Raw genomic sequence first — 13,998 nt, 5'->3', positions numbered from 1 at the left:
GGTCGGTATCTGAGGAGGTTTCATGGGGTCCCCCGAGGTTCTTGAGGTCCGCGGACTGCGTAAGCGGTACCGCGGGCGCAACGGCGCGCAGGCCAACGACGGCATCGACCTCGATGTCGCCGCCGGTGAAGTGGTCGGGCTGCTCGGTCACAACGGCGCGGGCAAAACGACGCTGGTCAACCAGATCGCCGGGCTGGTCCGTCCGGACGAGGGCACGATCAGCCTCGACGGCATCGACGCGATCGCCCACCCGGACCAGGCGCGGCACCGCGTTTCGGTGCAGGCGCAGGCCAATGTGCCGATCAGCGGCCTGACCCCGCGCCAGGCCATCGAGCTAGTCGGCCGGATCCGCGGAGGCTCCCCCGCTGACGTGCGGCCTCGGACCGAGCTGCTGATCGATGCCCTCGATCTGGGTCAGTGGGCGCACACCCCGGCGCAGAAAATCTCCGGCGGCATCGCCCGACTGACCGCCTTCGCGATGACCGCGGTCCGACCCGGACGCCTGGTGATCCTGGATGAGCCGACCAATGACGTCGACCCGGTCCGCCGCCGCCTGCTGTGGGAGCAGATCCGCGTGCTTGCGGACGCCGGGCACGGCGTGCTGCTGGTGACGCACAACGTGCGCGAGGCCGAGCGTGTGGTCGACCACCTCGCCATCCTCGACCGCGGGGTGGTGCTGGCCGCCGGCACCCCCGCGGAGATGACCGCGAGCCTGCGGGACCGACTGGTGTTGGAGGTCGACTCCCGCGACCCGGTCAACTGGCCCAGCACCGTCACCCCCGGCACCACTCAGAGCGGCCAGCGCGCCACCGCCACCGTGCCCACCGACCACGCCGCCGCGGTCGTCGACTGGGCGCAGGGTCAGGTCGAGGACGGCCGCATCGAGCGGTACTCCCTGACCCCCGCCTCCCTGGAGGACGTCTACATCCAGCTGGTCGGCCACGAGGCGACCGCGACCGCGCAGGAGCCCGCAGCGTGAGCACCTCGATCCGTCAGACCCTCCTGCTGGCCCAGTGGCAGTTCCGCCGCCAGGCCGCGTTCCTGCCGTTGACGGTGCTGGTGCAGGTGCTGCTGGCCGTTACCACCGTGATCGGTTACGGGCTGCTGGTCGGCGATCCTGACCCGTCCTCGGCGCTGATTTTGGCCACCGGCGCACCCACGGTGAACCTGGTGATGGTCGGTCTGGTGCTGGCGCCACAGCTGCTGTCCTCGTCCCGCACCGAGGGCAGCTTGGACTGGATGCGCACCCTGCCGGTGCCGCGAATGTCCTTCCTGTTCAGTGACCTGCTGGTCTACACCCTGATCGCTCTGCCCGGTCTGGTGCTGGGTGTGCTGGTCGGTGCGCTGCGCTTCGACATCGGTCTGGTGCTGTCCTGGTGGCTGGTGCCCGGTGCGCTGCTGGTGGCGCTGACCTCCGCGGCGATCGGCTACGCGATGGCGATGCTGCTGGCCCCGCAGATCGCGATGCTGATGACCCAGGCGCTGCTGTTCGTCGTGCTGTTGTTCTCCCCGGTGAGCTACCCGGCCGAGCGGATGCCGCAGTGGTTGCAGTCCGTGCACGAGTGGCTGCCGATCGAGCCGATGGCCCAGGTGGTCCGCGCCGGGTTGGTGCACACCGAGTTCGACGTGCCGACCCGGTCGGTGGTGCTGCTCCTGGTTTGGTGCGCGGTTGCCGTCGCCGGTGCCGGGCTGGCGCTGCGACGCCGGGACTGAGTCTTCCGCGAGCGCGGCCTCGTTGCCCGGAGCACGATGTGCGGCATGGACCTGCCCGTGATGCCCCCGATCAAGCCGATGCTGGCCAAGTCGGTTGCCACCATCCCGCCCGGCCACGTCGAGCCGAAGTGGGACGGGTTCCGCACCATCGTGTTCCGGGACGGCGACGAGGTGGTGCTCGGCAGCCGGAACGAGAAGCCGATGACCCGGTACTTCCCGGAGCTGGTGGAGTCGATCAAGGCGAATACCCCGGAACGCTGCGTGCTGGACGGGGAGATCGTGCTGATCAACGGCGACCGGCTGGACTTCGATGCGTTGCAGCAGCGGATCCATCCGGCGGCGAGTCGGGTGAAGTTGTTGAGCGAGCAAACACCAGCGTCCTTCGTGGGCTTCGACCTGCTGGCGCTCGGCGACGACGACCTGATGCGCACCCCCTTCGCCGACCGTCGGGCCCGGTTGCTGGACGCGTTGCAGCCCGCCGAGGACCCGATCTTCGTCACCCCGGCGACGACCGATCCGGATCAGGCGCAGGACTGGTTCACCCGGTTCGAGGGGGCCGGTCTGGACGGGGTGGTGGCCAAGCCGCTGGACGGGATTTACCAGCCGGACAAGCGAGCGATGTTCAAGATCAAGCACCTGCGCACCGCGGATTGTGTGGTGGCGGGGTTCCGGTTCCACAAGAGCGGTGACGTGCTCGGCTCGCTGTTACTCGGGTTGTGGACCGACGACGGCCGGCTCCAGCACGTCGGGGTGGCGGCCTCATTCCCGATGGCCCGGCGCAGGGAGCTGGTGGAAGAGCTCGCACCGCTGCGGACCGATGTCCAGGACCATCCCTGGGCGCACTGGGCGGAGCAGTCGGCGCACGAGGGCCAGCGGATGCCCGGCGCGGTGAGCCGCTGGTCGGGCGGGAAGGACCTGTCCTTCGTCCCGCTGCGCCCGGAGCTGGTGGTCGAGGTCTCTTACGACCACATGGAGGGCGACCGGTTCCGGCACACGGCCCAGTTCCAGCGCTGGCGTCCGGACCGCGACCCCGCGACCTGCACCTATGAGCAGTTGGACGAGCCGGTGCGCTTCGACCTGGCGGAGGTTCTGGGCCAGCATTGAGGGATGCGCATCCGCTCGATCACTCCCGATGACGCCGACGCGGTCCGGGACATCTTCGCCGCCGGGATCGCGTCGGGGAACGCCACCTTCGAGGTGGAACCGCCGACCTGGGCCGACTGGGACGCCAAGCACCACCCAGAGCTGCGCTACCTGGCGGTGGACGACGACGGCACCGCACTGGGCTGGGTCTCCGGCGCCGCGATCTCCGCCCGTCAGGTCTACGCCGGGGTCCAGGAGCTAGGCCTCTACGTCGCCGAACACGCCCGCGGTCGGGGTATCGGCACCGCCCTGCTCCGCACCGCCGTCGATCGCGCTCCCGGGCTCGGGCTGTGGACCCTGCAATCCACGATCTTCCCGGAGAACACCGCCAGCCTGACCGTGCACCGCCGCTTGGGTTTCCGGGAGATCGGCCGCCGGGAGCGGATCGCGCTGATGACCGTCGGCCCGCTGGCCGGGCAGTGGCGGGACACGGTGCTGGTGGAGAAGAGACTGTGAGATGCGGGCCGTGCGGGCCGCTCCTACTGTCGACAGATGACTGCTCCCCGCCCGCACGACGTGGTCGTCATCGGTTCAGGCTTCGGTGGACTGTTCGCCACCAAGGCGCTGGATGGTGAACCGAATCTCCGGGTGACGGTGATCGACGGCACCGCCCAGCACCTGTTCCAGCCGCTGCTGTACCAGGTGGCGACCGGGGTGCTGTCGATGGGCGAGGTCTCCCCCGCCACCCGCGAGGTGCTCAAGCGGCAGCGCAATGCGCGGGTGCTGATGGGCACGGTGACCGACATCGACGTCGACGCCCGCGAGGTGGTGTCATCCAGCCCGATCGGTGAGCGCCGCACCCACTACGACAGTCTGATCGTGGCGGCGGGTGCCGGGCAGTCGTACTTCGGCAACGACCAGTTCGCCGATCACGCGCCGGGGCTGAAGAGTATCGATGACGCGTTGGAGCTGCGCGGGCGGATCTTCGGGGCGTTCGAATTGGCCGAGCTGTCCACCGACCCGGCCGAGCGCGCGATGCTGACCACCTTCGTGGTGGTGGGGGCCGGGCCGACCGGGGTGGAGATGGCCGGGCAACTCGCCGAGCTGGCGCACCGGTCGTTGCGGGACAACTTCCGTGGGCTCGACCCTGCGCAGGCGCGCATTCTGCTGGTCGATCCGGTGCCCGCAGTGCTGCCGGGGTACCCGCGTCAGCTCCAACAGGCCGCCGCCCGCACCCTGGAGGGTCTGGGCGTGGAGCTGTTGATGGGCCACAAGGTGGTCGACGTGACCGAGGACGCGGTCGAGGTCGAGGCCGGTGACGGCACCCGCAGTCGGATCGGCAGCCGGGCCAAGGTCTGGGCGGCTGGAGTGGCCGCGTCACCGTTGGGCAGGGTCCTGGGCGAGCGCACCGGTGCCGAGGTGGACCGCGCGGGTCGGGTGATCGTCGAGCCGAACGGGTCACTGCCCGGGCACCCGGAGGTGTTCGTGGTCGGGGACATGGCCTCGCACCAGGGTGTGCCCGGGGTGGCACCGGCGGCGATGCAGACCGGTCGCTACGCGGCGGAGGAGATCATCCGGGCGCACCGGGGCGAACCCAGTGCCGGACCCTTCGAGTACCACGACAAGGGCAGCCTGGCCACGGTCTCCCGGTTCCAGGCGGTGGCGCAGATCGGGCCGGTGCGGACCTCCGGTTTTGCTGCCTGGCTGCTGTGGCTCGGCGTGCACCTGTTCTACCTGGTCGGCTTCAAGAACCGACTGACCACCCTGCTGCACTGGGCGGTGAGCTTCATCGGCAGCGGGCGGTCGGAACGCACCTCCACCTGGCAGCAGGTGGTGGGACGCACGGCGCTGCGCCAACGCCAGGCCGATCAGCCGACGGCGGAGGCGGCGGACCGCACCACGACCTAGAGGTCGCGCTTCTCCCGCATCGCCCGCTGCGCCTCCAGGTTGTCCTGGCGCTCGCGCAGGGTCTGGCGCTTGTCCCAGTCCTTCTTGCCTCGGGCCAGCGCGATCTCGACCTTGGCCCGCCCGTCCAGAAAGTACAGCGACAGCGGGACGATGGTGTGACCCTTCTCCCTGGTCTTCGACTCCCAGCGGTCGATCTCCTGGCGGTGCAGCAGCAGCTTGCGCTTGCGGCGGGGCGCGTGGTTGGTCCAGGTGCCCTGCGAGTACTCCGGGATGTGCACGCCCTCGAGCCACATCTCGCCGCCGTCGATGGCGCACCAGCCGTCGACCAGCGAGGCACGGCCCGCGCGGAGCGCCTTGACCTCGGTGCCGGTCAGCACGACACCAGCCTCCATCACGTCCTCGATGAAGTAGTCGTGCCGTGCCTTCTTGTTGGAGGCGACCAGCGCCCGCCCTGTCTGCTTGGCCATCGGCCCCTCCTCCCGCGTGTGCGTTATCCCGGCCCGACAGCCTAACCGGGTCCGGGGGACCCGCCCCAGCGAATTCGCTACAGGCCGAGCAGCGGGCGCGGGTTCACCGTCGCGCCGTTGACGTACACCTCAAAGTGCAGGTGGCAGGCCGCGGAGGTCCCGGTGTTGCCGGAGTAGCCGAGCAGCTGCCCCTGGGACACCGACTGCCCGCCGCCCACCACGAAGGACGTCATGTGGTTGTAGGAGGTCATCAAGGACGACCCGTTGTACAGCCCGTGGTCGACCATCACCTGGTTGCCGAAGCCATTGCGGTACTGCGCCCACTGCACAGTGCCCGCCTTGGCGGCATAGATCGGCGTACCGCAGTAGGTGCGCAGATCGATGCCCGCGTGCAGTCGGTAGTAGCCCAGGATCGGGTGCAGTCGCATCCCGTACTCACTGGTGACGTGGATCGGGTTGATCGAGGTCGGGTTGCCGAAGATCGCCCCATTCACCGGACCCGCGGCGGGGGCGGGCTGTCCGGCGGCCGCAGCGGCATCGGCGGCACGCTTCTGCTGCTCGGCGGCGATGGCGGCCAGCTGGTTCTCGATCTTCTTGGCTTCGGCGTCGATAGCGGCGATCTGCGCCTCCACCGCGGACTTCTGCGAGGCCAGCTGCTCCTGCTTCTCCTGCTCCTGCGCGATCAGATCCTCGACCTCGGCCTGGCGGTCGGCTGCGGCCTGGCGTGCGGTCTCGGCCTCGGCGACCTTCGCATCTGCCTCGGCCTTGAGCTCACTGATCCGGTCCTGCACCGCAGTGAGCCGGGCCTGGCTGTTGCGGTTGTTCGCCTCCACCGCGGTCAGCTCGTCCAGCACCTGGCTCTGCGCCCGCTGCGCGGTGCTGGCGGCGCTGTAGCTCTCAGTCAGTTCCTCGACGCTCTGCGCGCCCATCACCAGACCGAGGGTGTTGCTGGAGGTATCGCCGCCCTGGTACGCCTGCCGGGCCATCAGCCCCGCCTGGCTGCGGATCTCGTCCGAGCGAGCGGCGTCCTCCTCGATGGTGGCACTGATCGAGGCTTCCTGGTCCTCCGCATCCTGGAGCTGGCTGGCGATCAAGGCCTGTTCCCGCTCGTACCCGGCGAGCGTCGACTCCGCCTCGGTGAGCGCCTGCTGCGCGGCCGGGAGCTGCGCCTGCACCTCTTGCAGGGCGATCGCGGTGTCCGCGTACTCCTTGTTCAGGCCCTCCAGGGCGGCCTCGGCGTCGGCCCGCTTCTGCTCGGTCGCCGCCTGCTGGCTCTCCGCCGTCGACTTCTGGTCGTCCAGGTCGTCACCCACGGCGGGTCCGGCCAGCGCCACCCCGGCGAGCAGGGCGAGCGTGGCCCCCAGCGCAGCCGAGACAGACCGACGCGAGCGGGTGATCCGGGGACGCGAGCTGCGGAACAGACGGGTGTCGATCATGACTCAGACCTTCGTGTAACGACTCAGGGTGACCAGGGAGGAGACGGCGGCCAACAGGATCGCCACTCCCACCAGCAAGGGCGCGATCAGCCAGACCTCGTGCGTCGAGACGTAGGGCACCCACTGCAGCGTGCCGCCGAGCCAGTCGCCGATCACGAACTTCACCGTCGCCCACAGCCCCGCCACCGACAGTGCGGCACCGATGAACGCGGCGATCGCGCCCTCCAACATGAAGGGCAGCTGGATGAACAGGTTGGAGGCGCCGACCATCCGCATGATCCCGGTCTCCCGCTTCCGGCTCATCGCGGACAAGCGGATCGTGGTGGTGATCAGCAGCACCGCCGCGAGCAGCATCACCGCCGCCAACCCCACCGACAGCAGGGTCGCCCGGTTCAACACCAGGAACAGGGTGTCGTAGAGCTCGCGCTGGTCCTGGACCTTCTCCACACCCTGTCGACCGGCGAGCGCGTCGGCGACCACCTGGTACTGCTCGGGGTCGGTGAGCTTGATCCGCAACGACTCGTTCATGTCGTTCGGGGTGACGATCTGCGACCAGAAGTCACCGTCGAACCGCTGCGCGAAGGAGTCGTAGGCCTGCTCCTTGGTCTCCTCGTAGATCTGCTCGATGTACGGGGCGATGTCCGGGGCCTCGAGTGCGTCGTAGATGGCGTCCTTCTGCTCGTCGGTGACTTCGCCACCGGCGCAGGTCGGCTCGGGCGACTCCCCCGCCGGGCAGAGGAAGACCGACACCTCGACCTTGTCGTACCAGTCGTCCTTCATCTTGCCGATCTGCATCTGCAGCAGCGCCGCAGACCCGACGAAGGTCAGGGACACGAAGGTCACCAGCACCACGGAGATGGCCATCGACAGGTTCCGGCGCAGGCCGATGCCGATCTCGGAGAGGATGAATTGCAGTCTCATGGTCGTCCCCTCACCGATCCGAGCCGTAGACGCCACGGGACTGGTCACGGACCAGCTCACCGCCGGACAGCTCGATCACACGCTTGCGCATCTGGTCCACGATCTCGTCGTCGTGGGTGGCCATCAGCACCGTGGTGCCCGTCCGGTTGATCCGGTCGAGCAGCCGCATGATGCCCAGCGACGTGGTCGGGTCCAGGTTTCCGGTCGGCTCATCCGCCAGCAGGATCGCCGGGCGGTTCACGAACGCCCGGGCGATGGCCACGCGCTGCTGCTCACCACCGGACAGCTCATGCGGCAGGCGCTTCTCCTTGCCGGCCAGGCCGACCATCTCCAGCACATCCGGCACGGTGGACAGGATGTGGTGGCGCGGCTTGCCGATCACCTGCAACGCGAAGGCCACGTTCTCGAACACGGTCTTGTTGTGCAGCAGGCGGAAGTCCTGGAACACCGCGCCGATCTGGCGACGCAGCTGCGGGACCTTCCAGTTGGATAGCGTGGTCAGGTCCTTACCCGCGACGAAGACCTTCCCCCCGGTCGGCCGTTCCTCACGCAGCACGAGGCGCAGGAATGTCGACTTGCCGGAGCCGGAGGCACCGACCAAGAAGACGAACTCTCCGCGTTCGACCTCGAGGGAGATCTCGTCCAGCGCGGGGCGAGCACCCCGGGCGTAGACCTTGGTGACGTTCTCGAATCTGATCACAGCGTGGGGGCCAGGGCTGGGGGACGGGAGGGTGTGGTGCGGGTTCTGGCCTCACGCACCGTACGCAGCCCGGCGGCGTGACCCGACCGTGACACGCCGCTCGCACCCTGTGAGTGGACGACTTGCGCCGGTTTTGCTGGATTGCTGCGGGCCGACCGTCAGTCCTGCTGAGCCGATCGCCGCCAGCGGATACCGGCCTCGATGAACCCGTCGATGTCCCCGTCGAACACGGCCGAGGTGTTCCCGACCTCGTGCTCGGTGCGCAGGTCCTTGACCATCTGGTACGGGTGCAGCACATAGGACCGCATCTGGTCGCCCCAGGAGGCCTTGATGTCCCCCGCGAGCTCCTTCTTCTTCGCGTCCTCCTCGGCCTTGCGGACCAGGAGCAGCCGGGACTGGAGCACGCGCAGCGCCGCCGCACGGTTCTGGATCTGCGACTTCTCGTTCTGCATCGAGACCACGATGCCGGTCGGGATGTGCGTCATACGGACCGCGGAGTCGGTGGTGTTCACCGACTGCCCACCCGGACCCGAGGAGCGGAAGACGTCCACCTTGATCTCGTTCTCCGGGATCTCGATGTTGTCATCGCCCGACTCGATCAGCGGGATGACCTCCACCGCCGCGAAGGACGTCTGACGCCGACCCTGGTTGTCATACGGCGAGATCCGCACCAGGCGGTGGGTTCCGGCCTCGACCGACAGGTGTCCGAACGCGTACGGCGCCTTCACCTCGAAGGTGGCCGACTTCAGCCCGGCCTCCTCCGCGTAGGAGGTGTCCAGCACGGCGGTCGGGTACCCGTGCCGCTCCGCCCAGCGCAGATACATCCGCATCAGCATCTCGGCGAAGTCCGCCGCATCCACGCCACCGGCACCCGCGCGGATGGTCACCACAGCCTCGCGCTGGTCGTACTCGCCGTTCAGCAGCGTGCGGACCTCCAGCTCGCCGAGGTCCTTGCGGATCGTCTCGAGCTCGGACTCGGCCTCCGCCAAGGTCTCCGCGTCGCCACCGTCCTCGGTGGCCATCTCGACCAACGTCTCCAGATCGTCGATCCGGGCGGCGAGCTTATCCACTCGGTCCAGCTCAGCCTGGGTCGCGGACAGGGCGCTGGTGACCTTCTGCGCTGCCTCCGGGTCGTCCCAGAGGTCGGGGGCCGAGGCCTGCTCGGTCAGCACAGCGATCTTGGCTTGGAGGGCGGTGGGGTCGGAGACCGCCTGGATCGTGCCCAGCGTGGAACGCAGGTCGCGGATCTCGGCGGGAAAGTCAGTGGCTGCCACGACGAGCCAGGCTACCGTCCCGGAGCCCGCCGTGGTGACGCACTACCGTGTGCGCGTGAACATTCCCTTCCCCTCCGGCCGCCAGTACGCCCTGGTCCTGGGCGATCAGCGGGCCGTCATCACCGAGGTCGGTGCCAGCGTGCGGGAGTACGCCGTGGGCGGCCGCGACGTGGTGCTGCCCTTCGCCCCCGAGCTGATCCCGCCCGCGTTCTCCGGCGCGGTGCTCGCTCCCTGGCCCAACCGCCTGGCCGACGGCCAGTACACCTGGCTCGGCGTCGAGCACCAGGTCGCCGTCACCGAACCGGACCGGCATAACGCCCTGCACGGCCTGGTCGCCCAGGTGCGCTGGGAGGCCATCGAGGTCAGCGAGTCTGCCCTCACTCTGCGGCACGACCTGGTGCCCACCCCGGGCTACCCCTTCCCGCTGCGGATCGAGGCGGCATACACCCTCACCGAGGACCGCGGCCTGACCCTGCGCGTGACCGCCACCAACCTCGGCGACCAGCCCGCGCCCTATGGTGTCGGCTTCCACCCGTGGCTCTCCCCCGGTGCCGCCACCGTGGACGAATGCACGCTGCGCGTGGACGCCGCCACCGTCGTCACCGTCGATGACCGGCTGCTGCCCACCGGCACCGCCCCCCTGACCGGCGTCGACGACCGTCGCACCCCGCAGCCGCTGGCCGGTGTCGCCTTGGACGACGCGTTCCTCGACGTGAACCGCGACGCCGACGGGCTGGCCTGGATCGTGCTCGGCTCCCCCGACGGCCACGGCGCGGCGGTGTGGATGGACGGGTCGATGGACACCTGGCAGGTCTGCACCGGCAATGGCATCCCGTCGATTAACCGCCGCGGGGTCGCCGCGGAACCGATGAGCTGCATCGCCGACGCCTTCCGCACCGGGGAGCGGCTGGTCCGCATCGAACCGGGGGCGTCCCATGCGGTGACCTGGGGTATGACGCTGGTCTGACCACAGCGCGAAGGCCCCCGAGCTGATCAGCTCGGGGGCCTTCGTCATGAGGTCGTCGGGGTCACTCGCCGTAATAGAACCCGTCGGTCTGCACCTTGGTGTACTCCCAGTGCCAGCGCTCATAGGGGCCGGAGCCGCCGGGCTGGGCCCAGGCCGGGTTCTCCCAGCCGAAGGTCGGGGCGTTCTCATTCAGCCACTCCCACTGCGCGCCGCTGGTCAGACCGGAGCAGAAGTCGACCGCGAGGCCGAAGCCGTGGTTGGACTTGCCGGTGGCGGCGGCCAGGCTGCCACGGGAGGCCTTCACGGCACTCTGCTGTGCCAGGGTCCGGTACCCCGACGACAGGCACATGTCCGAGCCGAAGCGTGCGGCGTACATCGCGTTGAGCTGGGCGAGCGCCTCGGCGGCGTCGGCGCGCAGCTGGGTGCCGCCGTCCCACATGGTGCACAGGTCACCGGTGGGCAGCTGACCGTTGGGGGCGTCCGGGGTGGAGACCTGACCCGTGCAGCCGGGCAGGATCTGCCGGTCCTGGCTGCGGCTGGCCGCGATCTCGTTGCGGACGGCCGCGGCATCGGTGGACAGCAGGGACGACGGCGGCACCAGGGTGGAGCTCGGGGTGCCGGTCAGCGCCTCGACAGTGCTGGGCAGCGTGGCGGCCTCGGCCGTGGACTCGCCCGTGGCGGCGACCGAGCGGTCCTCGTGCTGGCTGAGCGGCACCGCGACGGTGACCGCGGCCAGGGTCATCAGAACGCCGGTCCGCACGCCCCAGCGGGCAGCCGGGTGTCCGTGTCGGGCGGCGACGGCGGTGCTGTCACCGGCCGGTGCGGGGGTCGGGGTCGGTCGGCGGCGGGAGCGATGGTGTGCTGCCTGCTCTGCCTCTCGCAGCTGCCGACGGGTCGCCGGTGCGGCGATGTCGGCGGGCGCGATCTGCGACGCCACGGGACCTCCGTTGTGGTGCGGACAGGGGGCTCCCCGGGCGCCCGGACACAGGACTGCCTGTGGGAGGGTTCCGGGGGAACGATCACGGAACCATAACGGCTCCGGGTGGCCCGTTCCAAGACCCCAGCTCAGATCGGTGGCCGCGGATACGTGACTCGTCCGGAATCGCGGGGCGGGTTCAGCGCCGCGGGAGGCGGATGTGACCGCGCTGCATGGCGTCCCTGACCTCCCCGACCAACTCCTCGAGGATGTCCTCCAGGAACACGGCACCGAGAATCTCGCTGTGACCCGATTCACCCGTCTGTACCACCCGGGCGACGTGCACACCGGAGCGCTGCATGGCGGCCAGCGCCTCCTCCACCTCGTCGTCCGGAGCGACGACGACGGTGGCGCGCACCCGCCAGGTCGGCACGGGCAGGCGTCGGGACTCGCCGTCGGCGTACAGCACGTCCTTCACGTGCAGGTACCCGGTCGGTTCGCCCGAGCGGTCGACCACCGGGAACCGGCTGTACCCGGTGCGGGCGACCAGCCGTTCCACCTCCTCGGGGGTGACGTCCTGCGGCACCGTCACCAGCTCGTCCCGCGGGACCATCACCTCGGCGGCAGTGCGGTCGGAGAACTCCAGTGCACCGGAGAGCAGGCCCTGCTCGTCCTCCAACAGCCCCTCCGCCTGGGACTGCTCGACGATGGACTGCACCTCCTGCGCGGTGAACGCCGAGGCGACCTCATCGCGCGGATCGACCCGGAACAGCCGCAACACATGGTTGGCGAGCCAGTTCAGCGCCGTGATGATCGGCTTGACCACCCGGCCCAGCCAGACCAGCGGCGGTCCGAAGACCAACACCGCCCGGTCCGGACCGGAGACGGACAGGTTCTTGGGGACCATCTCGCCCAGCACCACGTGCAGGTAGACGACCAGCAGCAGCGCCACCACGAATCCGATCGGGTGCGTCCATTCACTGCCCACCCCGAGCGCGTGCAGCGGGGCCTCGATCAAGTGCGCGATGGCCGGCTCGGCGACCACACCCAGGGTGGTCGAGCAGATCGTCACCCCGAGCTGCGCGCAGGCCAACATCAACGAGACGTGCTCCATCGCCCACAGCACTGTCTGCGCCCGGCGGTCACCGGCGGCGGCCAGTGGCTCGATGGCAGAACGACGGGCGGAGATGATGGCGAACTCGGCCGCCACGAAGAACGCATTGCCGGCCAGCAGCAGCACAGCCAGCACCAGGGCCAGGGTGGGGTTCACTCGTCGGCCTCCTCGGGCAGCGGGGCGACGATCAACCGGTCCACCCGGCGGCGCTGCATCGACTCCACGGTGAGCTCGATGCCGGGCATCCGGATCACGTCACCGACCTCCGGCACCCGACCCAGCTCGGCCATCACCAGACCGCCCAGCGTCTCGTAGCGGGCGTCCTCGGGCACGACCAGACCGGTCTGCTCGGTCAGCTCGTCCGGGCGGAGCAAACCGGAGACCACCCAGGTACCGTCCGCCCGCGGTGAGGCGGCGGTCCGTCGACGGTCGTGCTCATCGGCCACGTCGCCGACCAGCTCCTCGACCACATCCTCCAGCGTCACCACCCCGGCGGTGCCGCCGTACTCGTCCACGACCACGGCCATCTGCAGGCCCTGTTCACGCAGCTCGACCAGCAGCGGCCCCAGGTGCACCGTCTCCGGCACCCGTGGCGCCTCCACCATCAACGCGGCGGCAGGGACCTCACCTCGACGCTCATAGGGCACCGCGATGGCCCGGCGCAGATGCACCAGGCCAACAATGTCGTCGGAGTCCTCGCCCAACACCGGGAAGCGGGAGTGCCCGGTCTCCCGAGCCAGTCGGATCACCTCAGTGGCCGGGTCTTCCCGGTCGACCGTCACCATCCGCTGCCGGTCGGTCATCACATCGACCGCGGACAGCTCGGAGAACTCGATGGAGTTGGTGAGCAGGGTCGCTGTCGACTCGTCCAACGTGCCGACCTGAGCGGAGCGCTTCACCAGCGCCGCCAGCTCTTGAGGGGACCGCGCACCGGACAGTTCCTCACGCGGCTCGACTCCGAATCGACGCAGGATCGCGTTCGCCGAGGAATTGAACAGGGTGATCAGCGGGTGCAGTGCGGTGGTGAAGCCGTGCTGCAACGGTGCCACTGCGCGGGCGGTGCCCAGCGGACGACTGATCGCGAAGTTCTTGGGCACCAGCTCGCCGAAGAGCATCGAGAAGCCGTTGACCAGGATCACGGTGATCACACCGGCCACCGCCACCCCGGCGGCCCGGCCAAGCCCGTCAGTCAGCGCCCCGCCCAACAGGCGGTTCACCGCGGGCTGCGTGGTGTACCCGAGCAGCACCGTGGTCAGTGTGATGCCGACCTGAGCACCGGACAGCTCGGTGGACAGCCGGCGCAGCGCCTTGAGCACGGTGCCCCCGCGCTTGTCGTCCTCGCGGGTCTCCTTGGCGACCACGCCGGGGTCGAGCGTCACCAGGGAGAACTCACTGGCGACGAAGAGCGCCGTGCCCGCGGTGAGGACGACCCCGAACAGGATCAGCAACCAGTCGGTCAGCACCGGTCACCACCGGTCGTAAGGCGGGACGGGACAGAT

Annotated in this window: 14 protein-coding genes; 6 read left to right on the top strand and 8 right to left on the bottom strand. The window is 69.5% G+C overall.

The genetic code is table 11. The annotated features are described in order from the left end of the window. The first annotated feature begins 22 nt into the window (after positions 1-22). Genes AB0N78_RS06270 through AB0N78_RS06250 form a run of 5 tightly spaced genes read left to right on the top strand, consistent with a single transcriptional unit; the run spans position 23 to position 4,704 of the window. The gene (locus tag AB0N78_RS06270; protein ID WP_363387170.1) at positions 23-979 is read left to right on the top strand and encodes an ABC transporter ATP-binding protein; all 957 of its coding nucleotides are present in this window, start codon (positions 23-25) and stop codon (positions 977-979) included. Further along, a complete protein-coding gene (locus AB0N78_RS06265) occupies positions 976-1,713 on the top strand; it encodes an ABC transporter permease (protein ID WP_363387167.1) in 738 nt (245 codons plus the stop codon). Before AB0N78_RS06270 ends, AB0N78_RS06265 begins: the two co-directional genes overlap by 4 nt. 45 nt (positions 1,714-1,758) lie before the next feature. Next, a complete protein-coding gene (locus tag AB0N78_RS06260; protein WP_363387164.1) occupies positions 1,759-2,817 on the top strand; it encodes an ATP-dependent DNA ligase in 1,059 nt (352 codons plus the stop codon). A gap of 3 nt (positions 2,818-2,820) precedes the next feature. Continuing rightward, entirely contained in the window at positions 2,821-3,312 is a 492-nt protein-coding gene (locus tag AB0N78_RS06255) for an N-acetyltransferase family protein (protein WP_363387161.1), read from the top strand. 36 nt (positions 3,313-3,348) lie between these two features. Then, positions 3,349-4,704 carry an NAD(P)/FAD-dependent oxidoreductase gene (locus tag AB0N78_RS06250; RefSeq protein WP_363387158.1) on the top strand — a complete coding sequence of 452 codons (1,356 nt, stop codon included), beginning with the start codon at positions 3,349-3,351 and terminating at the stop codon, positions 4,702-4,704. Here AB0N78_RS06250 and smpB read toward each other — a convergent pair. From smpB to prfB, 5 genes are all read right to left on the bottom strand, one after another. Next, complete coding sequence (gene smpB / locus AB0N78_RS06245) at positions 4,701-5,171, bottom strand: SsrA-binding protein SmpB (RefSeq protein WP_363387155.1); 471 nt, start codon at positions 5,169-5,171, stop codon at positions 4,701-4,703. The genes AB0N78_RS06250 and smpB overlap by 4 nt on opposite strands. Positions 5,172-5,248: 77 nt before the next feature. Further along, positions 5,249-6,607, bottom strand: a complete 1,359-nt coding sequence (locus tag AB0N78_RS06240; protein ID WP_363387153.1) for a peptidoglycan DD-metalloendopeptidase family protein — start codon at positions 6,605-6,607, stop codon at positions 5,249-5,251. 3 nt (positions 6,608-6,610) lie between these two features. Beyond that, a complete protein-coding gene (ftsX, locus tag AB0N78_RS06235; protein WP_363387150.1) occupies positions 6,611-7,528 on the bottom strand; it encodes a permease-like cell division protein FtsX in 918 nt (305 codons plus the stop codon). Positions 7,529-7,538: 10 nt separating this feature from the next. After that, the gene (gene ftsE / locus AB0N78_RS06230) at positions 7,539-8,228 is read right to left on the bottom strand and encodes a cell division ATP-binding protein FtsE (protein ID WP_363387147.1); all 690 of its coding nucleotides are present in this window, start codon (positions 8,226-8,228) and stop codon (positions 7,539-7,541) included. Positions 8,229-8,386: 158 nt separating this feature from the next. Further along, on the bottom strand, positions 8,387-9,502 hold the full coding sequence (gene prfB / locus AB0N78_RS06225; RefSeq protein ID WP_363387144.1) for a peptide chain release factor 2: 1,116 nt from the start codon (positions 9,500-9,502) through the stop codon (positions 8,387-8,389). Between the two features lie 55 nt (positions 9,503-9,557). On the opposite strand from prfB, the gene AB0N78_RS06220 reads away from it, so the two are divergent. Continuing rightward, complete coding sequence (locus tag AB0N78_RS06220) at positions 9,558-10,469, top strand: aldose 1-epimerase family protein (protein WP_363387141.1); 912 nt, start codon at positions 9,558-9,560, stop codon at positions 10,467-10,469. A 61-nt stretch (positions 10,470-10,530) separates the two neighbouring features. On the opposite strand, the gene AB0N78_RS06215 is transcribed toward AB0N78_RS06220, so the two are convergent. The 3 genes from AB0N78_RS06215 to AB0N78_RS06205 all read right to left on the bottom strand — a co-directional run bounded on the left by AB0N78_RS06215 (position 10,531) and on the right by AB0N78_RS06205 (position 13,962). Then, positions 10,531-11,406 carry a D-alanyl-D-alanine carboxypeptidase family protein gene (locus tag AB0N78_RS06215; protein ID WP_363387138.1) on the bottom strand — a complete coding sequence of 292 codons (876 nt, stop codon included), beginning with the start codon at positions 11,404-11,406 and terminating at the stop codon, positions 10,531-10,533. A gap of 178 nt (positions 11,407-11,584) precedes the next feature. Further along, positions 11,585-12,655 carry a hemolysin family protein gene (locus AB0N78_RS06210; RefSeq protein WP_363387135.1) on the bottom strand — a complete coding sequence of 357 codons (1,071 nt, stop codon included), beginning with the start codon at positions 12,653-12,655 and terminating at the stop codon, positions 11,585-11,587. Then, entirely contained in the window at positions 12,652-13,962 is a 1,311-nt protein-coding gene (locus AB0N78_RS06205) for a hemolysin family protein (RefSeq protein ID WP_363387132.1), read from the bottom strand. Before AB0N78_RS06205 ends, AB0N78_RS06210 begins: the two co-directional genes overlap by 4 nt. Positions 13,963-13,998: the final 36 nt, after the last annotated feature.

This window comes from Cellulomonas sp. NPDC089187 (genome assembly GCF_040685135.1).
Lineage (GTDB): Bacteria > Actinomycetota > Actinomycetes > Actinomycetales > Cellulomonadaceae > Cellulomonas.
This window is presented reverse-complemented; position numbering and strand designations above follow the sequence as displayed.

What these genes read in the sequence shown, in the direction of transcription:
- AB0N78_RS06250 (WP_363387158.1), top strand. Translation starts at nt 3,349, where the DNA reads ATGACTGCTCCCCGCCCGCACGACGTGGTCGTCATCGGTTCAGGCTTC.
- AB0N78_RS06260 (WP_363387164.1), top strand. Translation starts at nt 1,759, where the DNA reads ATGGACCTGCCCGTGATGCCCCCGATCAAGCCGATGCTGGCCAAGTCG.
- ftsX (WP_363387150.1), bottom strand. Translation starts at nt 7,528, where the DNA reads ATGAGACTGCAATTCATCCTCTCCGAGATCGGCATCGGCCTGCGCCGG.
- AB0N78_RS06270 (WP_363387170.1), top strand. Translation starts at nt 23, where the DNA reads ATGGGGTCCCCCGAGGTTCTTGAGGTCCGCGGACTGCGTAAGCGGTAC.
- smpB (WP_363387155.1), bottom strand. Translation starts at nt 5,171, where the DNA reads ATGGCCAAGCAGACAGGGCGGGCGCTGGTCGCCTCCAACAAGAAGGCA.
- AB0N78_RS06255 (WP_363387161.1), top strand. Translation starts at nt 2,821, where the DNA reads ATGCGCATCCGCTCGATCACTCCCGATGACGCCGACGCGGTCCGGGAC.
- AB0N78_RS06240 (WP_363387153.1), bottom strand. Translation starts at nt 6,607, where the DNA reads ATGATCGACACCCGTCTGTTCCGCAGCTCGCGTCCCCGGATCACCCGC.